The organism is Achromobacter sp. RT286_PF (assembly GCF_059760425.1).
The window spans coordinates 34,384-57,187 of the sequence record NZ_JCBAMR010000030.1 but is presented as its reverse complement, the minus strand read 5'-3'; the positions used below and the strand labels follow the sequence as shown (position 1 = coordinate 57,187).

The window sequence follows — 22,804 nt, the reverse complement described above, 5'->3', positions numbered from 1 at the left end:
GCCCGACGGCAGTCCGGCCAGTGCGTGCCGTCAGCCCCGGCGCCCGTCGGATGTCAACATCAACACCACTGACGATTCAGCGTCCAGCACGCCCGAGCGGCGTAGCTGCGACACCGCCGCCAAGGCCGCGGCGGATGACAGTTCGGTGCTGATGCCCCGGCGCTCAAGCCGTTGTTGCGCGGCAGCGGCAGCGGCATCGGAAACGTCCACCGGGGTGCCGCCCGAGCGGGCCAAGGCTTCCAGTGATTGCAACGTGCAGGTGCCGCCCGCGATGGAGTATTGCTGGGTGGCGCTTTCCCACAGGCCGCGCGCATCGCCCGTTGCGCGCGCGCGCGACAGGCGTGCATAGGGCTCGACGGCGTGCAGGCGAGGCAGGCGCGCGATGCGTCCGCTTTGCAGCAAATGCTGCCAGCCCAGCAAGATGCCCCACAGCAGATCGCCTCGCGCGGTGGGCACGATGATGTCGGTGGGCGTGGCGCAAACGTTCAGGATTTCGGTGGCGATGGGCTTGTAGCCTTCGACGCCATAGGGATGCGTGCCGACGGGGGGATTCAGATAATTGGTGCCCGCGAACGCGCCATGGTTGCGGCACAGATCCTCAACGTAGGGCCAGCGCGCCAGGCTGTCTTCGAACGCGCGAAGACGGGCGCCGAAGCGTTCCATGGCTTCCCGCTGCAAGGGCGGGCAGTTTTGGGTAATGGCGATATCCGCCTGCAAGCCGGCGGCGGCGCAGTAGGCCGCAATCGATACCCCGGCGTTGCCGCTGGAAGCCGCTGCCACGCGCGTCGCCCCGGCCAAGAGGGCCCGTGATATCAACTGGGCCGCCATGCGGTCCTTGTGGCTGCCTGTGGGGTTGGCGCTTTCGCACTTGAGCCATAGCTTGCCGATGCCTTCGGCGTCGGCAAGGTCGGGCGCCTCCAGGCAAGGCGTATCGCCTTCGCCCAAGGTCACCGCTTGAAGAACGGGCAGTGGCATGACGTTGCCGCTCTCCGTGGCGTCGTAGCGGCATTCCAGCGTGGCGGGGTGGCCGGCGGCAAGGCAGCTGGGGCAGCCTTCGGCGTAGTCGCCGGGCGCCCACAGGGCAGCGCAGCGGATGCAGCGCAGGTCGGTCAATCTGGGGTTCATCTGCATAGTCAGTATTTTGAGGCTAGGGAATCCAGGGGTAGGGCGGGGGCCACTTGCAGCAGGCAGTCGCCGTCGTCGCTGCGCGCGATGGCGCGCAGGCAAACCACCGTGCCGGCTTGCGGCGCGTAGAGCGGCCGCGCGGGGATATCCGGGCGCGCGGGTTCAATCAGGCGGCCGATCGGCTGGTCCGCCGTCACCACCTGCCCAAGCTCGACGCCGGGCACGAACACGCCGGGTTCGCCGGCGCGCAGCGTGGCGGCCGGCGCGTCCAGGTCATAGAGGCGGACGTCCCGATTCGCCGGAACAGGGGGGGCGGGCAATAGCCCCAGTTCGGCAAGGCAGCCCAGCAAGCCATCGCGGCAGCCGTCGACCAGCGCGCCGCGAGTCTGCCTGCCCCCGCCGATTTCGGCGCTTAGACGCAGCACGCCGTGGCGGCTGGCGGCGGCGGGCATCGAACCTGCCTCGTTGCCGCGAAAGAACACACAGTCGGGAAAGCCGAACGCGCGGGCCAGGGCTGGCAGGCGTTCGTCATAGGCGTCGTTGCCGTAACGCGTGATCACCGATGAAGGCAGGTAGCAGAGCGAGGCGCCGCCGCTATGCACGTCGACCATGGCCTGGATGCGGGGCAGCAGCCGTGCTTCCAGGGCCGCCGCCACGCTTTCCGTATAGCCGCGCGCCGGCGCGCCCAGGAACGCGCGATTCAGGTTGCCGCCGTCGCTGGGCGACAGACGCGTGCCGGCCAGAGAGGCCTCGGCATTGACCGCGGGCAGCAGGTACACGGTGCCATGTTGCAGCATGCCGGGAAGTTGCCGCCACAGGTCGAGGATGGCGGCCTGGCCTTCCCATTCGTCGCCATGCACGCCGGCAATCAAGGCCACGGCCGGGCCTGGTCCGGCCTCGATGCGCAGTACCGGCACGGTGACTCGGCGATAAGCCGAGTCATTGGTCGCAGCGGCAACAGAGAAGTCTTCCCGGCTTACGCGGACCATGCTTCGGCTCCGGCGGCTCTGGTGGCGGGGCGCGCGCCGGTCAATCCAGCGTGGCGGCCTTGATGATGCTTTCCCATTTGGGCAGTTCCTTGCGAATTTGGGTTTGGACGTCCTGCGGCGTGCCGCCCAGCGGCTCTTGCGACCGGCTACGCAGTTCCTTGGCGACGTTGTCCGATTGCAGTGCCTTGTTCATCGCGTCATTCAATCGACTGATCACGGCGGGGGGCGTGCCGGCGGGTGCGATCAGCGCGCTCCAGGCAGACTGCTCGTAGGCCGGATACCCTTGTTCGGCCACCGTCGGCACGTCGGGGTTGGATGCCGCGCGGGACTTGGTGGTGACGGCCAATGCGCGCAGTCGGCCGTCCTTCAGGTTGCCGATCAAGGGCGGCAGGTTTTCCATCATGGCGTCCACATGGCCGCCCAACAGATCCGACAACTGCGCGGCCGTGGCCTTGTAAGGGATCTGGCGCACGGCGGCGCCTGTCTGGGCGATGAACAGCTTGACGCCGACTTCACTGGTGGTGCCGGGGTCGGCCGATGTCATGGTCAAGCGGTCCGGCTGGGCGCGGCTGGCCTCGATAAAGCTCTTTAAGTCGCGATAGGGCGATGCGGCATTCACCACGATCACGTTGGGCGTTTCGGCCACCAAGCCGATCGGCGTTACGTCGCGGTCCAGGTTGTAGAGCTGTTGCTTGAACAGGAAGCGATGCAACACCAGCGTGCCGACGTGCGCGTAGCCGATGGTGTAGCCGTCGGCAGGGGCGCGAACCACGGCCTGCGTGCCGATGCGGCCACCCGCGCCAACGCGGTTTTCCACCACGACGGGCTGGCCCAGCTGTCGGCTCATTTCTTGTCCGATCAAGCGTGCGGTGATGTCGGCGTTGCCACCGGCGGCGGCTGGCACGATCAGGGTGATCGCGCGTTCTGGATAGTCGGCTTGCGCGGTGGTCGCGGCAAGGCAAAGCAGCAGGGCGGCAAGGCAGGCGGTGCGTTTCATGACGATTCCCCAGGCGTTGAGAGCTGCGCCATTGTGCGCGGCAGGCCCAAAGAATCCGTTTGCTTCAATTACATGGGTGTTCAAGAAAACCTAAGGGTTTTGACCCTTGTCCTTGTCCTTGTCGTTGTCGTTGTCCTTGTTGTTGTCCTTGTCTTGGTCCTGCCAAGCCCTGGCATCCGCCCGCTTGCCCAGCCCATAGCCGACGGCGGCCGCGCCCAGCGCCACCGCGGCGCCCAGCAGCGCGATCAGCGCCGCGCCATGGCCCAGCATGTCGACGCCGGCCTTGACCCATCCGCTGGCCGCGTCGCCGCCCCGGTAGACGACCGTATCGATGACGTTCTTGGTTTTGTATTTGTCTTCAGCAGGCACCGCCGTGAACAGCATTTCGCGGCCCGGCCGGATCAACGCATATTCGCCGGCACGGCGCAGGATCATCGCGGCGGCCAGGACGCCAAAGACCGGAAACGCGGCAAGGAACAGGAACGACAGCCCTACCGCCAGCGGCACCGCCGTCAACAGAAAGCGCACCCCCAGCCGGGCGGCCACGCGACCCGTGATGAACAGCTGCGACAGCAGCGCCAGCGTCTGCACGGTAACGTCCAGCGCGCTGAACACGCGGATGCGCTGGGCCGTGTCGGGAAAGGTATCGGCCACCAGGCGCGCCTGCTCCATGTACAGAAAGGTGTTCAGCGTGGCCAGCAACACCACCAGCAGCGAAATGCCAAGCAGATAGCGCGACTGGAAAATGCGCAGGATGCCGGCCAGCAGCGCGCCTTCGATGGGACGCTGCATGTCTTGCCGCCCGGTCTCGGGGCGTGTGGCGGCCCGCCAGCGCAACAACCATTGTTTGAGCGGCAGCGTGGCGGTCAGCAGCAGCGCCGATAACAGCAGCAAGCCGGCCGGGCCCAGCGCGCCGGCCAGCAGGGCGCCCAGCAACGGGCCGCACAACCCGCCAGCGCTGGCCCCCGCGGCAATCAGCGCAAAGAGGCGTTTGGCGGAGTCCATCCGGAACACGTCCGCCATCAAGCTCCAGGCGATCGACACCACGAACAGGTTGAAGACCGACAGCCACACATAGAATGCACGCGCCGCCCAGACGCTGCCCGGTTGCAGGTACAACAGGGCAGCGAAGCCCGCCATGGTCAGCGCAAAAATGCTGTACACCCAGGTCAGCAAGGTGGCGCGCGGGACGCGGGCGGACAGGGCGCCAAACAAAGGCACGACCGCCAGCGTGGCGACAAAGGTGGCGGTGAACAGCCATTGCAGCTGGTTGACGCCCGCCTGGATCCCCATGGTTTCGCGGATGGGGCGCAGCATGAAATAGCCGCAGAACAAAAAGAAAAAGAACGCGAAGCCGCAGGCGGCCGGGGCGATGTCGGCATCATGGATGCCCAGCGTTCGTGCAATGCGCGCGCGCGCGGGCTCAAGCCAGGCCCAGGCCATGGCCTTAAGCCAGCAGGGCCGCGATGCGGTCGCGCAGCGCGGCGTCGGGCTGCCGCCCGAACCCGGCCAGCGCGTTATCCGCCATGTTCGCGGGCTTGGACGTGGCGGGGATGACGGCGGTGACGGCCGGATGCCCGATGATGAATTTCAGAAAGATCTGTGCCCAGGAGGTGCAGCCGATTTCTGCGGCCAAAGCGGGCAGGGGGCGCCCCTTGATCTGCCGAAAGAGCGCGCCGTCCTGGAACGGGCGGTTGATCAGCACCGCCACGCCGTTGGCCTGGCAGGCCGGCAACAGGCGCTTTTCGGCGCTGCGGGCGCCCACGGACAGGTTCACCTGAAGAAAGTCGGGCTTTTCGCGTTCGACCAGTTCGGTCAGCTCGTCATGGGCATAGTCCGTGTAGTGCGTAATGCCGATGTAGCGCGTGACGCCTTGCTGCTTCAGTTCGCGCAGCAGGGCCAGTTGGTTGCGGGTGTCGATCAGGTTGTGCACCTGGATCAGGTCCAGCTTGTCACGCCTCAAGCGCCGTTGGGACTCGCGGATCTGGCCCATCGCGGCCTCCCGCCCTTGCGCGCCGATCTTCGTGGCCAGAAAGTACGGGGGCGCCGTGGCGGCCTGGCGGGCCAGCAGTGCGCCCACCACGGCCTCGGCCTGGCCGTAGCTGGGGGCGGTGTCGATCAGCGTGCCGCCTTCTTTGGTGAACACCTCCAGCACCTGCGCCAGCGGTGCCATGGCGGCGGCGTCATCGGGCGACGCGTTGAAGGTGTCCGCCGTGCCCAGGCCGATCACCGGAATCTGCTCTTTGGAGGACGGAATGGCGCGGGTCAACATGGCTTGCTTCATGCTGAGTGCGTGCACGGCGCCAGCTGGCCCCAGCAGGGCGGCGCAAGCGGCGGTCTGGAGGAAGCGGCGGCGGTCTTGCATCGGTAGCGCTCCAAAAGAAAAAGGCCTACACGTGAATGTAGGCCTTTGGACCGAACTGGCGGTGCGCGATTACTCGCGGTTGCCGCCGAAGATGCCCAGCAGCATCAGCAGGTTCGAGAAGACGTTGTAGACGTCCAGGTAGATGGCCAGGGTGGCCGACACGTAGTTGGTTTCACCACCATTGACCACGCGTTGCAGGTCAACCAGCATGAAGGCCGAGAACACCAGGATGGCCATGACCGAGATGGTCAGCATCAGCGCGGGCAGTTGCAGGAAGATGTTCGCCAGCGCCGCGATCAGGATCACGACCGCGCCGATGAACAGGAACTTCTGCATGCCGGACAAATCGCGCTTGATGGTGGAGGCCAGCGTGGCCATCGTGCCGAACACGATTGCCGTGCCGCCGAACGCCGTCATGACCAGCTGCGAGCCGTTGCTGAACCCCATGACGAAGCCCAACAGGCGCGACAGCATGATGCCCATGAAGAACGTGAAGGCCAGCAGCAGCACCACGCCCATCGAGTTGTTCTTGTTTTTCTCGATGGCGAACATCATGCCGAACGCGCCCACCAGGAAGACGATGGCGGACAGGCCCGGGCTGGCGCCCATGACGCGGTTGATGCCGGTGTACATGCCGACCGCCGCGCCCAGCACCGTGGGGATCAGCGATAGGGCCAAGAGCCAATAAGTATTGCGCAGGACCTGGTTGCGAGCGACCACGCCCGGCGCGCCAGCGACTGCGCCGGAACGATTAAAAGGGGACGGACGATATTCGTTCATGGAGAACTCCTGTATGCGCCAAAAAAGATAGCTTGAAAGCTTAGATGGGAAGGATACCTTACAGTTCCCTGAAGAATCCAGTTTTTGGAAGATTTACACCTGCGGCAAAGTGCCGGTTTCAGCCGGGTCGGACTTCATTCAGTACCCGGGAAACGATACCCGGTAATTCAGCGTCCATGCGCGTCTGGATCTGCTCGATGGCGTCGGCCAGCGCGCGGCGCATGAGCTGTTCGACTTCGGCTTGCAGGCGGGCCGTCACGACCGACGGGTCAGGCAGCGCGGCGGCGGAAGCTTGCGGGGCGGCCGAATGAACGGCGGGCGCTTCATCCACGTTCCAGTCCTGCCCGTTGTCGTCGGCGATGTCCGTCAGCAAGGGGAAGGCGTCGTCGGGGTCGGCAGCGCCGGCGTCGTCGGCCAGCTCGGTCAGCACCGGGGCGTCGGGCTCATCGGCCGGGGCCGGCGGCGCGTACAGCGTCGGTTCGGCCCGTTGAGTCAGGGTGGGAATGCCAGGGTCGTTGGGGCGAGAGGGCATGGGGGCTCCCGGATATCAGATTGCCGCAGTGGGCGCAGGGCCCACCGGACGGATTGGGCGGGTCAACCGCCGGCCTGTTGGCGGCTGAGATCGTGGCTTTGCGGCGTATGGCCTGCATTCTGGTACGTGCGCCAGCGCTGGCGGGCGGCCTGCTTGTCGTCAGGGTCGTCCGACACGATTTCAAGCACGCGTTCGAAGGCGTCGAAACCCGGCGGGCTGTCGTTGTCCAGATTCAGCAGCCACAGCGCGGGCGCGTCGGCGCCCGCGTTGGGTTGGGCCGCCTGGGCGGCCTGCTGCGGATCGCCCGCGGTCAGCACAACCGGCGTTTCAGGCGCCAGGGGGTCGTTGGCCAGCACGTGCGGGATGAAGGCGGTGTCGTCGAACGCCCACAGCATGCGGTCGAAAGCGGCCAGCCGCGAGCCGTCTTTACAGTACACCACCAGCCGCTGGCCCGCCAAAAATTGCTTGCGCACGACCTGGCAGGCCATGCGCAAGCGGTCGGGCGCGCCGAAGGCGAAATCGATCCGCGTCATGCCCGTTTCCGTTGCGAAGGTTTCAAACCTGATCCAGCAGGTATTGCATCAGCAGCGGCACGGGGCGGCCCGTGGCGCCCTTGTCCTTGCCGCCGCGCCAGGCGGTGCCGGCGATGTCCAAGTGCGCCCACGGGTAAGCCTTGGCAAAGCGCGACAGGAAGCAGGCGGCGGTGACCGCGCCGGCCGGGGGGCCGCCGATGTTGGCCAGGTCGGCAAAGTTGGACTTCAGCTGATCTTGGTAGGCGTCGTCCATCGGCATGCGCCATGCCGTGTCCAGCGACTTGCGGCCGGCAGCCGCCAGGGCGTCGGCCAGGGCGTCGTCCTTGGAGAACAGGCCGCTGTTGACGTTGCCCAGGGCAACGACGCAGGCACCGGTCAGCGTGGCGATGTCGATGACGGCCGCCGGCTTGAAGCGTTCGGCGTAGGTCAGGGCGTCGCACAGGACCAGGCGGCCTTCGGCGTCGGTGTTCAGGATTTCGATGGTCAGGCCGGCCATGCTGGTGACGACGTCGCCCGGCTTGTTGGCGGTGCCGCTCGGCAGGTTTTCGCAGGCGGGGATCAGGCCGACGACGTCAAGCGGCAGTTCCAGCTCTGCCAGGGCGCGGAACGAGCCCAACACGCTGGCTGCGCCGCACATGTCGTACTTCATTTCGTCCATGGTGGCGGCGGGCTTGAGCGAGATGCCGCCGGCGTCGAACGTGATGCCCTTGCCGACCAGCACGATCGGGCCTTGCGCATTCTTGGCGCCTTTCTTGGCGGCCTTGGCGCCGGCGTGGCGCAGCACGATGAAGCGCAACGCTTCGGCCGAGCCGCGAGCCACCGACAGGAACGAACCCATGCCCAGCGCTTCGACCTGCTTGCGGTCCAGCACTTCGACTTTCAGCGACTTGAATTCGCGCGCCAGGCGCTTGGCCGTGTCGCCCAGGTAGGTGGGCGTGCAGATGTTGCCGGGCAGGTTGCCCAGGGTGCGGGTCAGCTCCATGCCGTTGGCGATGGCCGCGCCTTCGCGCAGGCCCTTCTGGGCCTGGGCGGCGTCGGCGCGCTCGACGATCTGCACGATCTTCTTGAGTTTTGGGCGGGCGTCGCGATCAGGCTTGCCGAAGCTGGCGTCGTAATGATAGGTGGCGCCGCCGGCCGCGATGGCGGCGCTGCGGGCGCGGGCAATGATGGCGACGTCGGCAATGGGGTTGGCGGCCAGCGTGGACACGCCTTCCGTCAGTTGCGCAGCCACGCAGACCGAGGCGAATGCCTGTTCAGCCGACGCGTGGGCGCGGGCCGAATACTCTTCCTGCTTGCCCAGGCCCACCAGCACCACGCGCTGCGCGGTCACGCCGGGCAGGGTGCGCAGCGTCAGCGTGGAACCGGCGCGGCCGCGGAACTCGGTCTTGACCACGGCGCGCACGGCGCCGTTGGAAGCGCGGTCGATGATGTCCGCGGCGGGGCTCAACACGCCGTCCGCGTACACCCCGACAGCCAGGGCGGCGGTTTTAACCTGGTGCAGGGAAGCAGTGGTCTGTGTGCTAAATTCCATGAGGGTTTCCCGTGTGCGTCTGTGTATGATGCGGTCGATTATCCCGCATATTCTCCCATGTCTCTATTTAAACGCTCTGTCGTCAGCGAGATCACCAGTCACGCTGGCGTTGTCTTTTCCACGTTGCTCATCGTGTGGCTCAGCGTGCTTCTTGTGCGCCTGCTGGGTGAAGCAGCGGGCGGCAACATCGGAGCCGACGTCGTCCTGGTGCTGGCCGCGCTGTCCACGATCACCGCCTTGCCGACCATCCTGGCCGTGTCGATCTTCATTGCCGTGCTGACGACCGTCACGCGCAATTACCGCGAATCCGAAATGGTGGTGTGGTTTGCCAGCGGCTTGTCATTGGCCGACTGGTTAAAGCCCGTTCTGCGCGTTGCCGTGCCCGTGGCGCTGGCCGTGGCGGGCTTGACGCTGGTGGCCGCGCCCTGGGCGTATCGGCAAATCGGCGAATACCATGAACGCTTCGAGCAGCGCTCGGATCTGTCCAAGGTCACGGCGGGGCAGTTCGCTGAATCGTCGGGCGGCAATCGCGTGTTTTTCTCTGAAGACCCGGTTACGCCGACGGATGAATTGGGCAACGTGTTCGCGCGTGAAACCGGCCCTGAGTGGCTGAGCGTCTTGACGGCCAGCAGCGCGCACAGCGAAACGCTGCCCAATGGCGACCGCTTCCTGGTGCTGGGCGAAGGCCATCGCTACGACCTGAAGCCGGGCACGCCCGAAATCCGCCTGGTGCATTTCAACAAATATGGTCTGCGCCTGGAAAGCAAGGCCGGTGACGACCCGATCGGCGAAGCGCGTGCCGCGGCCGAGCGCTCGTCGAAAGCCCGTGCCACGATGCAACTGGTGGCGGACAACACGAACAGCAGCTGGTCGCAGGTGATGTGGCGCATTTCATTGCCTTTGGCCGCGCTGAACCTGGCGCTGCTGGCGATTCCGCTCGGGGCGGTGAACCCGCGCCTGGGCCGTTCGGGCGATCTGTTGATCGCAGGCCTGGTTGGCTTGCTCTATATGAACCTGATCAACCTGTCGCGCGCCTGGATTTCCAACGGCAAGCTCAGTTTCGGCGTGGGGGTGTGGGCGATTCACGGCGCGGTGGCGATGCTGACCGTGTTCCTGCTGATGCGCCGCCTGCGGGTCAAAGCACCCAAGGACGCCAAGCCGGCCTGAGTGCCGATAACGCTGCAACGAAGCGGGGGCCTATCTGGCCCCCGCTTCGCGTCAGGGCAGGTACTTCATCGTGCCGCGCTTGCCCGCCAGCAGGTCGGCGTTTTTCAGCACCGATTTGCGGATGAATTCCCACAGCACCGTCACGCGCTTTAGCTTGCGCAGGTCTTCGTGGCAATACATCCAAAACGATCGCGTGATTTCGATTTCGGTCTGAAGCACCGGCTTCAGGCGCGGGTCCTGGGCGGCGATAAAGCAGGGCAGCACCGCCAGCGACTGGCCCTGTAGCGCGGCGTGGTACTGCGCGACCACGCTGGTGCTGCGCAGCACCACATTGCTGGCGGGCAGCACATCTTCCAGGTAACGCAGGCGTTCACTGAACAGCAGTTCGTCCACATAGCCAATAAAGGTGTGATGCGCCAGGTCGGCGCGCGTCTCGATGGGGGCGTGGCGGGCCAGATAACCCGGCGTGCCGTACAGGCGCAGCGTGTAGTCGCACAGCTTGCTGCACACGTAGGGGCCGCGCTGCGGCCGTTCAATGGTGATGGCCAGATCCGCTTCGCGCTTGGACAGGCTGACAAAGCGCGGCACGGGCAAAATGTCCAAGGTGATGTGGGGATAGCGCCGCTGGAAGTCCGCCGCCAGCGGCGTCAGCACATAACTGCCAAAGCCCTCGGTGGCGCCAATACGCAAATGGCCGGACAGGGCCTGGCCGATGCCCGACAAGTTTTCGCGCGCGGTGTGCACCGTGCTTTCCATCTGCTCGGCGTGAACGAACAGGCGCTGGCCATCGTCCGTCAGCACAAACCCCGCACTGCGCGACTTTTCGAACAGCAGCGTATCCAACTCGGTTTCCAGCGCGCGGATGCGGCGCGACACGGTGGTGTGCTCGACCCCGAGCTTGCGCGCGGCCGCGCTGACCCGCTGGGTGCGGGCCACCTCCAGGAAGTACCGCAGGCTGTCCCAATCCAACACGATTTCGATCTCCGGATCCGCGCGCCCACGGGCTTGGGGCGGCCTTTTTGCGCTGTGCATTAATGCACAAGGAATGTGCATTTCTGGTGTTGCTTGTTGATTTTCACACATCTACACTGGGCCGGCAGGCCTCGGGGCATTGCCCTGGGAGTCGCAGGCCGCAAAGACGGCATCACGCTATCAATCAGCGCATAACACTCAGGAGACAAATCCATGAAATTGCACGCACGCGGGCTGGCCGCAGGCTTGTGTCTGGGCGCAATATTGGTAAGCCAGGCGCAAGCGGCCGACAAGCCGCCAGTGAAAATCGGCATCCTGACGGACATGTCCGGCACGTATGCCGGGATGGGCGGGCCCGGTTCGGTGGCGGCGGCGCAGTTGGCCATCGATGACTGCCTGGCCGCGGAATGCAAGGGCATGAAGATCGAACTGGTGTCGGCCGACAACCAGAACAAGGCGGACGTGGGCGCCGCGAAAGCGCGCGAATGGTTCGACCGCGATGGCGTCACGGCCATTGCCGACCTGACCAATTCGGCGGTGGCGCTGGCGGTGCAGGGCATCGCTCGCGAAAAGAACAAAGTGGTGATGTTCTCGGGTCCGGCCACGACAGCGCTGACCAACAAGGAATGCTCGCCCGTCGGCTTTCACTGGATGTTCGACACGTATTCGCAATCGGCCGGTGGCGCCAAGGCCACGGTGCGGGCGGGCGGCAAGTCCTGGTACTTCATCACGGTGGACTACGCGTTTGGCCATTCGCTGGAAGCCGACACGGTCAAGGCTGTGAAGGCGCTGGGCGGCACGGTGGCCGGCAGTGTGCGGCATCCCTTGAACGCGCCGGATTTTGCCTCGTACCTGTTGCAGGCGCAAAGCTCGAAGGCGCAGGTGGTGGCATTGGCCAACGGCGGGCAGGACACCGTCAACGCCGTCAAGCAGGCGCGCGAATTCGGCATCGTGTCGGGCGGGCAGCGCCTGGTGTCGCTGCTGATTTTCTTGTCGGATCTGCGGGCGCTGGGCCTGGAAAGCGCGCAAGGTTTGTCCTATGTGGACGGCTTTTATTGGGACTATGACGACGCGTCGCGGCAGTGGTCCACGCGTTTTGAAAAAGCCTTCCGGGGCTTGAAGCCGACGATGACGCAAGCGGGCGTGTATTCCAGCGTGTTGCATTACCTGCGCGCCGCGGCGGCGGCCGGCAGCACCGATGGCAAGGTCGTGGCCGACAAGATGCGCGAACTGCCAATCAAGGATCCGATCATGCGCAACGCATCGATCCGGCCCGACGGACGCGTGATCCACGACATGTACCTGTACGAAGTGAAGAAGCCCGCGGATTCCAAGGGCGGCTGGGACTATTCCAAGCTGGTGGCCACCATTCCAGCGGCCGAAGCCTTTCAGCCACTGGCCGACTCGACCTGCCCGCTGGTGAAGAAATAACCGGACGCGCCTGCCCGGCCCTTGCCTGGCAGGCGCGTTGCAAGATCCATGAACGCGGATTCATCCGCATCGACTACGCAGTGTGAGGAGCATCAAATGAGTGAAGTCCCCCGCGTTCCGCTATTGATCGGCGGCAAGCTCGTGCAGTCCAAATCCACCGAATGGCGTGACGTGATCAACCCCGCCACCCAGGAAGTCGTTGCCAAGGTGCCCTTCGCCACGCGCGAAGAGCTGGACCTGGCCGTCTCCAATGCCAAGGAAGCCTTCAAGACCTGGCGCAACAGCGGCCAGGGCGCGCGCATGCGCGTCATGCTGAAATTCCAGGAACTGCTGCGCGCCAACACCGGCAAGCTGGCCGAGATGATCACGCGTGAACACGGCAAGACGCTGCCCGACGCCGAAGGCGAGATCGGGCGTGGCCTGGAAGTGGTCGAGCACGCCTGCTCGATCGCCAACCTGCAATTGGGCGAGTACGCTGAAAATGCCGCGTCGGGTATCGACGTCTACACGCTGATCCAGCCGCTGGGCGTGTGCGCGGGTATCACCGCGTTCAACTTCCCCGTGATGCTGCCGTGCTTCATGTTCCCCATCGCGGTGGCGTGCGGCAACAGCTTCGTGCTGAAACCTTCTGAACAGGACCCGACGTCCTCGTTGTTCCTGGCGCAGCTGGCCCTGGAAGCCGGCCTGCCCCCGGGCGTGCTGAACGTGGTGCACGGCGGCCCGGATACGGCCAACGGCCTGTGCGAACACCCGGACATCAAGGCGGTGTCGTTCATCGGGTCGACCCGCGTGGGCACCGAGATCTACAACCGCGCATCGGCCGCCGGCAAGCGCTGTCAGTCGATGATGGGCGCCAAGAACCATTGCGTGATCCTGCCGGATGCCGACCCCGAAGTGGCGCTGAACCAGCTGGTGGGCGCGGCCTTTGGCGCGGCGGGCCAGCGTTGCATGGCCTCGTCGGTGGCCGTGCTGGTGGGCGACGCGCGCAATTGGCTGCCGGACTTTGTCGAGCGCTCGAAAAAGCTAAAGGTCAATTCGGGCACCGACCGCGAAGCCGATCTGGGCCCGCTGGTGTCGCCCAATGCCAAGAAGCGCGTGGAAAGCCTGATTCAAAAGGGCGTGGACGAAGGCGCCAAGCTGCTGCTGGACGGCCGCAACCTGAAGGTGAAGGGCTTTGAAGAAGGCAACTTCGTGGGCCCCACGATTTTTGACGGCGTTTCCGAGAACATGACCATCTACACCGAAGAAATTTTCGGGCCGGTGCTGTGCTGCGTTGGCGTGGAAACGCTGGAAGACGCGGTCGCCTTCATCAACCGCAACCCCAACGGCAACGGTGTGGCGCTGTTCACGCAGGATGGGGGCGCGGCGCGCTACTTCCAGAACAATATCGACGTCGGCCAGGTGGGCATCAACGTGCCGATCCCCGTGCCGGTGGCGTGGTTCAGCTTCACCGGATCGCGCGGTTCCAAGCTGGGCGACCTGGGCCCCAACGGCAAGCAGGCGGTGCAGTTCTGGACGCAGACCAAGACGGTCACGGCGCGCTGGTCCGCGCATGCCAAGACGGTGAACACCACCATTTCGATGCGCTGAAAGGGGGGACGCCTTGCTCCTAAGCTTATACGAATAAGTTATATGATGAGGCGTCCTTATTACTTATAATTGGCCGATCTATTAAGGGCCAATGTATGAACCTCCAGCAATTTCGTTTTGTGCGTGAAACCATCCGGCGCGACTTCAACCTGACCGAGGCCGCCCGGATGCTCTATACCTCGCAGCCTGGAGTCTCCAAGGCCATCATCGAATTCGAAGACGAGCTGGGCATCAAGATCTTCGAACGGCACGGCAAGCGCATCAAGGGCCTGACCAAGCCGGGCCTGGCGGTGTCGCAGGTTATCGACCGCATCATGCGCGAAGTCGACAATCTGAAAAAAGTCAGCGACGAGTTCGCGCGCCGTGACGAAGGCGGGCTGGTCATTGCCTGCACCCACACGCAGGCGCGTTATCTGCTGCCGCGCGTAATTCCCGCGTTCCGCAAGCAGTTTCCCAAAGTGCACTTGTCCCTGGCAGAGGGCAGCCCGGCGCAGTTGGCCGAAATGGTCTTGCACGAACAAGCCGATCTGGCGCTGGCCACCGAGTCCCTGGCGTTGACGCCGGGCTTGGCCACGCTGCCCGTTTATGCCTGGGAGCACACCGTTGTCGTGCGGCCGGATCACCCCTTGGCCGAGCTGACATCCAGCGCCGCCAAACGCCTGTCGCTGGCGCAGCTGGCCGAGCACCCCATCGTCACGTATGACCGCGCGTTTACCGGCCGTAGCACCATCGACGAGGTGTTCGCCAACCAGGGCATCCACCCCGACATCGTGCTGGAAGCCATCGATGCCGACGTGATCAAGACCTATGTGGACGTGGGCCTGGGCATCGGCATCATTGCCGGCGTGGCGTACGACCCCCGACGCGATTCCAACTTGGTCGGGCTGCCGGTGGGCCATCTGTTCGGCACGCACACGACGCGGGTGGGGGTGAAGTCCGGCGTGTTCCTGCGCGACTACGTCTACACGTTCCTGGAAATGCTGGCGCCGTCGCTGACGCGCGCGGTCGTGACCGAAGCAGTGCAGGGCGCGCCTAAATAGACCTTAGTTCGCACCAACAAAAAAGCGCGGCGTCTTCTGGACGGCGCGCTTTTTTTTGCGCGCAACATCCGCCAAGCGCGGGCCCCGACCGGCCGGAGAGCCGCGAGTTCCCTGGGCTTGAACAAATCTCGCTATCCCTTCCAGCTAGTTCATATAAATAATTAAATAAGAACCGATCTCATTTGAATTGACTAAAAAATAGGAATCATTATCATTACATCCAGGCTCAACGACCAGTGAGGTTCATCATGACGGCAGGACTCAGTGCAGTAGTGGTTGGCGCGGATCGTCTGGGAAATATCCCGGATCTGCTTAAAGGACACAACATCTCGATCACGCATCACATCAGCGGCCGAGACCCCTCGCACCAGAAGAAAACGCTACAACTGCCGTCGGGCACGCAACTGGTTATTTTGCTGACCGACTTCCTGGGTCACAACGTCATGAAGACGTTCCGCAACGCCGCGCAGCGCGGTGGCATCCGGGTCGTGGCTTGTCGCCGTTCGGTATGCAGCATGCAGCAAGCCCTGCAACAATGCGGCCTGTGCCCGCGCGCGGGTACGGTGCACTGAACCACCGCAATGCCAGCCATCGCCGGACCAAAAAATACTGGGGAGGCCGACACGGCCTGCGGCCTTCATGCCGCGAAAGAGCAATGAACACCAAGCACTGAAGCACGCATAATGAAAAACGCCGCCAGACAGAGGTCTGGCGGCGTTTTCTTTTTGGGGGATGGCGCCTGGGTGGCGTGTTGTGTGACGATGCCCGAGGCGGAAAATCAGGGATTAATCTTGCGCTCAGTTCGCGGCGCGGGCAGAGGCCATCAGGCTGTTGTCCAGGCGGCGGGCGCCGTTGTAGCGCTTGGTCCAGTAGGCCATGGTCATGCTTTCCACACGCACCACGCCACCGGCGCTGGGCGAGTGCACGAAGCGGTCATCGCCCAGGTAGATGCCCACGTGCGAGTAACGGCGGCCCATCGTGTTGAAGAAGACCAGATCGCCGGCTTTCAGTTCGTTTTTGTCGACCGAGACGCCTTGCTGGGCGATTTCGGCGGCGTTGCGGGGCAGCTTCAGGCCCAGCGAACGTTCTGCCGAATAGGCAACCAGGCCGCTGCAATCAAAACCGGTGTCGGGGGAACTGCCGCCGAAGCGGTAGCGGATGCCCAGGTAGTTAAGGGCTTCGCTGACCATGGCGTTGTCGCCGTTGACACCTGAATGGATGCCTTTGCCGGCTTGCTGGCGGTCGCGCTTGAACTTTTGCGTTACCAAGAGGCCGATGGGGTCATCGGCGGTGGCAACCCATTCCATTTCGTACGGATCAATCTCGGACGTATGGGCGGTTGACTTTTGCCCGGTACCTGCACAACCTGCCAGGGTCGCTACACAAGCCATCAACGCGAGCGTACGCAGACCGCGCTTTGCCTGGCCAGTGGATGAATTTAATCGCGCGATTATGGAGTGTCGATGCATTCGCCTGGGGATGACCTGCTTTTTGACAGCAAAAGCCACGGGATTAGCCGTGGATCGGGCCGAAATGTCAGCAGAATCAACAATTATCTACAACTTCGCGGGGATTCTACCAAACTTTCATTACCAATCATTGCCGAATCGGTAATGGTTCCATGCCGCGTGGACATTTGGCAGAACTTTTTGACTTGTGGCAAGCCTCGTGCAAGGTTTGCCTACCAGAATGACCGAATGATTCGCTAAGAAATCAATCAGCCTTAAGGCGTACGAACAATACCAGGAGACACAAATGCAAAAAACCCGGGATTTCCATTACAGATCATTGCATGACCGCGATGCGTTCTGGCGCGAGGAGGCCGGGCGCGTGCATTGGGATACGCCCTTTGAGTCTGTACTGGATTTTTCGCGCCCGCCATTCACCAAGTGGTTCGTGGGCGGCACGACCAATCTTTGCTACAACGCCGTCGACCGGTGGCTGCCCACGCAGGGCGACAAGCCCGCGCTGATCTGGGTGTCCACCGAGGTCGACCAAGAACGCATCTATACCCGGCAGGAGGTCTACGAAGAGGTCAATGCGGCCGCCGCCATGCTCGTGGAGCTGGGTGTTGCGCGCGGCGACCGCGTGCTGCTGTACATGCCCATGGTGCCCGAGGCGGTGTTCACCATGCTGGCCTGCGCGCGGATCGGCGCGGTGCATTCGGTGGTGTTCGGCGGCTTTGCGTCGGTCAACCTGGCGCAGCGCATCGACGATGCGGCGCCCAAGGTGGTGGTCTGCACGGATGGCGGCTCGCGCGGCGGCAAGGTGGTGCCCTACAAGCCCTTGCTGGACAAGGCGCTCAGCCTGGCGAAATCCCCGCCTGCCTCGGTCGTGGTGTTTGACCGGGGCTTGTCGCCCTTCGAACCCGTGGCCGGGCGCGACCATGACTACGCCACGCTGCGCGAACGCCACCGCGGCGCCCGGGTGCCGGTGCAATGGCTGGAGTCGTCCGAACCCAGCTACATCCTCTATACCTCCGGCACCACGGGCAAGCCCAAGGGCGTGCAGCGTGACACCGGCGGCTATGCCGTGGCGCTGGCCTCGTCCATGGAATATCTGTTCAACGGCCGCGCGGGTGACACCTTTTTCTGCACCAGCGACATCGGCTGGGTGGTCGGGCATTCCTATATTGTGTACGGCCCCCTTATCGGCGGGCAGACCACGCTGCTGTACGAAGGCACGCCGGTGCGCCCCGACGGCGCCATTCTGTGGCAGTTGGTGGAACGCTTTGGGGTCAACACGCTGTTCTCGGCGCCTACCGCCGTGCGGGTGCTCAAGCGCCAGGACCCCGCGCTGCTCCAGCGCCATGACCTGTCCACCCTGCGTGCGGTGTACCTGGCCGGTGAGCCGCTGGACGAGCCCACTGCCACCTGGATATCGCAAGGCCTGGGCAAGCCCATCATCGACAACTACTGGCAGACCGAGTCCGGCTGGCCGATTCTTTCCGCGCAGCCGGGCGTGGAGAACGTGCCGACCCGATTCGGCAGCCCGTCTTTTCCCGTCTACGGTTTTGACGCGCGCATCGTCAGCGAGGCCACGGGCGAAGACTTGGGCCCGGACGAAAAGGGCGTGGTGGCCATCGTGCCGCCACTGCCGCCCGGCGCCATGTCCACCATCTGGGGCGACGATGCGCGTTTCGTGCAGACGTATTTCACGTCGATTCCGGGGCGGCAGGTGTATTCCACCTTTGATTGGGGGCGCGTGGACGCCGATGGCTATTGGTTCATCCTGGGCCGCACGGACGACGTGATCAACGTGGCAGGGCACCGTTTGGGCACGCGCGAGATCGAAGAATCCGTCAACAGCCACAGCGCCATCGCCGAATGCGCGGTGGTGGGCGTGGCCGATCCGTTGAAGGGGCAGGTGGCCATGGCGTTCGCGGTCTTGAAGAATCCCGACATGGCCGCGACGCCCGCCGGGGCAAAGCAGCTGGAAGGCGATATCATGCGCCTGGTGGAAGATCAGCTGGGCGCCGTCGCAAGGCCCGCCCGGATCCGGTTCGTGGGCGCATTGCCCAAGACCCGGTCCGGCAAGGTGTTGCGCCGCGCGATCGTCGCCGTGTGCGAAGGACGCGAGCCCGGAGACCTGACGACCATTGAAGACCCATCCGCCCTGGAACAGATCAAGGAGTCGCTGCAATGAATACCAAACCCGTGCTGAGCGCCGAAGACGTCAAGAAGATCCTCGCCGCGGCCGAAGCACACGCCGTGCAGAACAAGTGGGCCGTGACCATCTCGGTGGTCGATGACGGTGGCCACCTGCTTGGCATGCTGCGCCTGGACGACGCGGCCCCGATCTCGGCGCACATCGCGCCGGCCAAGGCCAAGACCGCCGCGCTGGGCCGCCGCGAGTCGCGCATCTACGAAGAAATGATCAACAACGGCCGCGTGTCGTTCCTGTCGGCCCCGTTGATCGAAGGCATGCTGGAAGGCGGCGTGCCGGTCACCGTCAATGGCCATGTGGTCGGCGCTGTCGGCGTGTCGGGCGTGAAGTCGACCGAAGACGTGCTGATCGCCCAAGCGGGCATTGCCGCGCTGGGCCTGTGAGCCAGGCGCAATTGCCGGAACCGCCCGCGGGCGGTTCCACGCCGGACGCCGGAGCAGGGCGCGACAGCGCCTTGAATCCCGGCGTGGCCAAGCGCGAAGTCTGGGCCTGGGCCATGTACGACTTCGCCAATTCCGGCTACACCACCGTCATTCTCACGGCGGTGTTCAGCACCTATTTTGTTGGCGTGGTCGGCGGCAAGGCGCCGTGGGCCACGCTGGCCTGGACCGCGGCGCTGTCGCTGTCCTATTTGCTCATCATGTTGACGATGCCCACGCTGGGCGCGCGCGCCGACGCCGCCGGCAGCAAGCGTCGGCTGCTGTATTCCAGCACCATTGGCTGCGTGGCCGCCACGCTGGTCTTGACGCAAGCCGGCCCCGGCGATGTATGGCTGGCGCTGGCGGCCATCGTGGTGTCCAACTATTGCTACTGCGTGGGTGAATCCGTGGTGGCGGCATTCCTGCCCGAACTGGCCCGGCCAGCCGCGCTGGGCCGCGTGTCGGGATGGGGCTGGAGCTTCGGCTATTGCGGCGGGATGCTTACCCTGGGCCTGTCGCTGCTGGTCGTGACCTCGGCCGAAGCCGACGGCATGACCGCCGAACATTTCGTGCCCTGGGTCATCGTTGTGACCTGCGCGGTATTCGCGCTGGCGGCGCTGCCGTCCTTCCTGTTGCTGAAAGAGCGCGCACGGCCCAAGGCCGTCAAGCCGCAAGCGCTGCATATGCTGCGCCGCCTGGCCTACGCGTGGCGCGACACCGGCCAGCACTTTCCCGAATTCCGTCGCCTGCTGATGTGCATCGCCTGCTATCAGGCGGGCATTTCGGTAGTCATCACGCTGGCCGCCGTGTATGCATCCGAAGTCATGGGCTTCACGACGCCGCAAATCATGCTGCTGGTGTTCACCGTGAACATCGGCGCGGCGGTAGGCGCGTTTTCGTTCGGCTATGTGCAAGACCGCATCGGCCACAAGCCGGCGCTGGCCATTACCCTGGGCGGCTGGATCGTGATGGTGCTGGTGGCTTATTCGGCCGTGACCGCGCCCGTATTCTGGGTGGCCGCCACGCTGGCCGGGCTGTGCATGGGCACCACCCAAAGCGCGGGCCGTGCCATGACAGGCGCGCTTGCCCCCGCTGGTCGCCTGGCCGAGTTCTATTCGCTTTGGACCTTTGCCGTGCAGCTGGCCGCCGTGATCGGGCCGCTGACCTACGGCGTGGTCACCTGGGCCACCGATGGCAATCATCGTCTGGCCATCCTGGTGACTGGCCTGTTCTTCGTGGGCGGCCTCGCCCTGTTGTCGCGCGTGGACATGAAACGCGGCTTGGCGCGCAGCCCCGCCGCCTGAATGTGCCGGGCCGCCGGCCTGCCAGGGGCGCCGCTGGGCTGCTATCCTTATGCACTGCCTTCAAGGCATCGCGCGTGATGCGCGATGCCTTGCGTTGATTGCCGGCATGTTGGCCTGATGGCCGATGCCGCCGGGTTGCAGCGGTACTGCGGGATACGGCATTGCGGGCTCTGGCCCGCATTTTGCGTAAGGTGCCCGTAAGAGCGTGGCGATACGGTGGTGGGTAGATAAAGAAACTGTCCCTGCGCCGCACTTCCTTTGTGAAGCCCGCGGTGCGGCGGCCAAGGCGAAAACAGCGGCATCAACAACAAAATCACCGTTTGGAGACAAGATCATGTCGAAAGCAATTGAGTCCGTCCTGGTAGAAACCCGCGTTTTCCCGCCGCCCGAGCGCGCGGCCAACGGAGCGGCGATTCCCAGCATGGACGCCTACAACGCCCTGTGCGCCCAGGTTGAAAACGACTTCGACGGTTTCTGGGCCGGTCAGGCCCGGGATAATCTGAAATGGACCAAGCCGTTCACGCAAGTGCTGGACGAATCCGACGCGCCGTTCTACCGCTGGTTCGGCGACGGTGAACTGAACGTATCGGCCAACTGCCTGGACGTGCACCTGACCAACGGCAACGCCGACAAGACCGCCATCATCTTCGAAGGCGATGACGGCACGGTCAACAAGGTCACCTACCGCGAACTGCTGGCGCGCGTGTGCCGCTTTGCCAATGGCCTGACCGGCCTGGGTTACAAGAAAGGCGACCGCGCCATCATCTACATGCCCATGTCGATCGAAGCCGTGGTAGCGATGCAAGCCTGCGCGCGCCTGGGCGTGACGCACTCGGTGGTGTTCGGCGGCTTTTCCGCCAAGAGCCTGCAGGAACGCATCGTGGACGTGGGCGCATCGCTGGTCATCACCGCCGACGAACAGGTGCGCGGCGGCAAGACCATTCCGCTGAAACCGGCCGTGGAAGACGCCATTGCCATGGGCGGCTGCGAAGCCGTGTCCAAGGTGATCGTGTATCGCCGCACCGGCGGCAAAGTCCAATGGAACGAGGCGCGCGACCTCTGGATGCACGATGTCGAGGCCAACCAGCCCGACACCTGCGAGCCCGTGCCGGTCAACGCCGAACACCCGCTGTTCATCCTGTACACGTCCGGTTCCACTGGCAAGCCCAAGGGCGTGCAGCACTCGTCGGCCGGTTACCTGCTGTGGGCGCTGCTGACGGTGAAGTGGACCTTTGACGCCCGTAAAGACGACGTCTACTGGTGCACCGCCGACGTGGGCTGGGTTACCGGCCACACCTACATTACCTACGGCCCGCTGGCCGCCGGGCTGACGCAGGTGGTGTTCGAAGGCGTGCCCACCTATCCCAACGCCGGCCGCTTCTGGGACATGATCGCGCGCCACAAGGTCACCACGTTCTACACGGCGCCCACCGCGATCCGTTCGCTGATCAAGGCCGCCGAAGCCACGCCGGAGGCGCATCCCAAAAACTACGACCTGGACAGCCTGCGCATCATCGGCACGGTCGGTGAACCCATCAACCCCGAAGCGTGGATGTGGTATCACAAGCACATCGGCCGCGAACGCTGCCCCATCGTGGACACGTGGTGGCAGACGGAAACCGGCGGCCACATGATCACGCCGCTGCCGGGCGCCACGCCCACCAAGCCCGGTTCGTGCACGCTGCCGCTGCCGGGTATCGCTGCCGCCATCGTGGATGAAACCGGTGGCGATGTCGAAAAGGGCAATGGCGGTTTCCTGGTCATCAAGCGCCCGTGGCCCGCCATGATCCGCAACATCTGGGGCGACCCCGAGCGCTTCAAGAAAAGCTACTTCCCGTCCGAACTGCGCGGGTACTACCTGGCCGGCGACGGCGCGCAGCGCGACGCGGACGGCTATTTCTGGATCATGGGCCGCATCGACGACGTGCTGAACGTGTCGGGCCACCGCCTGGGCACGATGGAAGTCGAATCGGCGCTGGTGGCGCACGAACTGGTGGCCGAAGCCGCCGTGGTGGGCCGCCCGGATGACACCACGGGCGAAGCCGTTGTGGCGTTTGTGGTGCTCAAGCAGGCGCGCCCGGAAGGCGAACAGGCGCAAGCCATCGCCAAGCAGCTGCGCGACTGGGTCGCCAAGGAAATCGGCCCGATCGCCAAGCCCAAGGACATTCGCTTTGGCGACAACCTGCCCAAGACCCGCTCGGGCAAGATCATGCGCCGCCTGCTGCGCGTAGTGGCCAAGGGCGAGGAAGTCACGCAGGACGTCTCCACGCTTGAAAACCCCGCCATTCTGGAACAGTTGGCCAAACCTCTGTAAGCACGATCGGCCATCAGCGGCCGATCGACGTCCTGGCGACAGGAGCATA

20 protein-coding genes are annotated in these 22,804 nt (G+C 64.6%); 9 read left to right on the top strand and 11 right to left on the bottom strand.

Annotated features, from left to right (window positions below; genetic code table 11):
* Positions 1-30: 30 nt before the first annotated feature.
* The 9 genes from AC6LJY_RS20790 to AC6LJY_RS20750 form a co-directional block, all read right to left on the bottom strand.
* The gene (locus tag AC6LJY_RS20790; protein ID WP_498136664.1) at positions 31-1,131 is read right to left on the bottom strand and encodes a pyridoxal-phosphate dependent enzyme; all 1,101 of its coding nucleotides are present in this window, start codon (positions 1,129-1,131) and stop codon (positions 31-33) included.
* Positions 1,132-1,133: 2 nt separating this feature from the next.
* Positions 1,134-2,114: a M14 family metallopeptidase gene (locus tag AC6LJY_RS20785; RefSeq protein ID WP_104143031.1), complete on the bottom strand. Its 981-nt coding sequence runs from the start codon at positions 2,112-2,114 to the stop codon at positions 1,134-1,136.
* Positions 2,115-2,154: 40 nt separating this feature from the next.
* Positions 2,155-3,111: a Bug family tripartite tricarboxylate transporter substrate binding protein gene (locus AC6LJY_RS20780; protein WP_314361198.1), complete on the bottom strand. Its 957-nt coding sequence runs from the start codon at positions 3,109-3,111 to the stop codon at positions 2,155-2,157.
* A 90-nt stretch (positions 3,112-3,201) separates the two neighbouring features.
* The gene (locus AC6LJY_RS20775) at positions 3,202-4,554 is read right to left on the bottom strand and encodes an NTP/NDP exchange transporter (RefSeq protein ID WP_498136663.1); all 1,353 of its coding nucleotides are present in this window, start codon (positions 4,552-4,554) and stop codon (positions 3,202-3,204) included.
* 4 nt (positions 4,555-4,558) lie between these two features.
* Complete coding sequence (locus AC6LJY_RS20770) at positions 4,559-5,476, bottom strand: aldo/keto reductase (protein WP_498136662.1); 918 nt, start codon at positions 5,474-5,476, stop codon at positions 4,559-4,561.
* Positions 5,477-5,545: 69 nt separating this feature from the next.
* A complete protein-coding gene (locus tag AC6LJY_RS20765) occupies positions 5,546-6,256 on the bottom strand; it encodes a Bax inhibitor-1/YccA family protein (protein WP_498136661.1) in 711 nt (236 codons plus the stop codon).
* Positions 6,257-6,374: 118 nt separating this feature from the next.
* On the bottom strand, positions 6,375-6,788 hold the full coding sequence (locus AC6LJY_RS20760) for a hypothetical protein (protein WP_498136660.1): 414 nt from the start codon (positions 6,786-6,788) through the stop codon (positions 6,375-6,377).
* A 62-nt stretch (positions 6,789-6,850) separates the two neighbouring features.
* Entirely contained in the window at positions 6,851-7,321 is a 471-nt protein-coding gene (locus AC6LJY_RS20755; RefSeq protein ID WP_498136659.1) for a DNA polymerase III subunit chi, read from the bottom strand.
* A gap of 22 nt (positions 7,322-7,343) precedes the next feature.
* Positions 7,344-8,852 carry a leucyl aminopeptidase gene (locus AC6LJY_RS20750; protein ID WP_046802617.1) on the bottom strand — a complete coding sequence of 503 codons (1,509 nt, stop codon included), beginning with the start codon at positions 8,850-8,852 and terminating at the stop codon, positions 7,344-7,346.
* A gap of 57 nt (positions 8,853-8,909) precedes the next feature.
* Here AC6LJY_RS20750 and lptF point away from each other — a divergent pair, with 57 nt between their 5' ends.
* Positions 8,910-10,019, top strand: a complete 1,110-nt coding sequence (gene lptF, locus AC6LJY_RS20745) for an LPS export ABC transporter permease LptF (RefSeq protein WP_120154287.1) — start codon at positions 8,910-8,912, stop codon at positions 10,017-10,019.
* A gap of 51 nt (positions 10,020-10,070) precedes the next feature.
* On the opposite strand, the gene AC6LJY_RS20740 is transcribed toward lptF, so the two are convergent.
* A complete protein-coding gene (locus tag AC6LJY_RS20740) occupies positions 10,071-10,991 on the bottom strand; it encodes a LysR family transcriptional regulator (protein ID WP_046802858.1) in 921 nt (306 codons plus the stop codon).
* 213 nt (positions 10,992-11,204) lie between these two features.
* On the opposite strand from AC6LJY_RS20740, the gene AC6LJY_RS20735 reads away from it, so the two are divergent.
* The 4 genes from AC6LJY_RS20735 to AC6LJY_RS20720 all read left to right on the top strand — a co-directional run bounded on the left by AC6LJY_RS20735 (position 11,205) and on the right by AC6LJY_RS20720 (position 15,624).
* A complete protein-coding gene (locus AC6LJY_RS20735) occupies positions 11,205-12,422 on the top strand; it encodes an ABC transporter substrate-binding protein (protein WP_104143039.1) in 1,218 nt (405 codons plus the stop codon).
* 96 nt (positions 12,423-12,518) lie between these two features.
* The gene (locus tag AC6LJY_RS20730) at positions 12,519-14,012 is read left to right on the top strand and encodes a CoA-acylating methylmalonate-semialdehyde dehydrogenase (protein ID WP_046802619.1); all 1,494 of its coding nucleotides are present in this window, start codon (positions 12,519-12,521) and stop codon (positions 14,010-14,012) included.
* A 95-nt stretch (positions 14,013-14,107) separates the two neighbouring features.
* Complete coding sequence (locus AC6LJY_RS20725) at positions 14,108-15,052, top strand: CysB family HTH-type transcriptional regulator (RefSeq protein WP_006218069.1); 945 nt, start codon at positions 14,108-14,110, stop codon at positions 15,050-15,052.
* A gap of 248 nt (positions 15,053-15,300) precedes the next feature.
* On the top strand, positions 15,301-15,624 hold the full coding sequence (locus AC6LJY_RS20720) for a DUF2325 domain-containing protein (RefSeq protein WP_035212827.1): 324 nt from the start codon (positions 15,301-15,303) through the stop codon (positions 15,622-15,624).
* Positions 15,625-15,849: 225 nt separating this feature from the next.
* Here the strand turns inward: AC6LJY_RS20720 and AC6LJY_RS20715 are convergent, their stop codons facing one another.
* On the bottom strand, positions 15,850-16,521 hold the full coding sequence (locus tag AC6LJY_RS20715) for a C40 family peptidase (protein ID WP_046802620.1): 672 nt from the start codon (positions 16,519-16,521) through the stop codon (positions 15,850-15,852).
* Between the two features lie 247 nt (positions 16,522-16,768).
* Here AC6LJY_RS20715 and AC6LJY_RS20710 point away from each other — a divergent pair, with 247 nt between their 5' ends.
* The 4 genes from AC6LJY_RS20710 to acs all read left to right on the top strand — a co-directional run bounded on the left by AC6LJY_RS20710 (position 16,769) and on the right by acs (position 22,755).
* Positions 16,769-18,697, top strand: a complete 1,929-nt coding sequence (locus AC6LJY_RS20710) for a propionate--CoA ligase (protein ID WP_498136673.1) — start codon at positions 16,769-16,771, stop codon at positions 18,695-18,697.
* On the top strand, positions 18,694-19,101 hold the full coding sequence (locus tag AC6LJY_RS20705; protein ID WP_006218075.1) for a heme-binding protein: 408 nt from the start codon (positions 18,694-18,696) through the stop codon (positions 19,099-19,101). Before AC6LJY_RS20710 ends, AC6LJY_RS20705 begins: the two co-directional genes overlap by 4 nt.
* Positions 19,098-20,441 (top strand): MFS transporter, encoded by a 1,344-nt coding sequence (locus tag AC6LJY_RS20700; protein WP_498136658.1) that lies wholly within the window; start codon positions 19,098-19,100, stop codon positions 20,439-20,441. The genes AC6LJY_RS20705 and AC6LJY_RS20700 overlap by 4 nt, the downstream gene beginning before the upstream one ends.
* A 334-nt stretch (positions 20,442-20,775) precedes the next feature.
* Positions 20,776-22,755, top strand: coding sequence for an acetate--CoA ligase (acs, locus tag AC6LJY_RS20695; protein WP_143215204.1), 1,980 nt, complete (start codon positions 20,776-20,778; stop codon positions 22,753-22,755).
* Positions 22,756-22,804 lie beyond the last annotated feature (49 nt).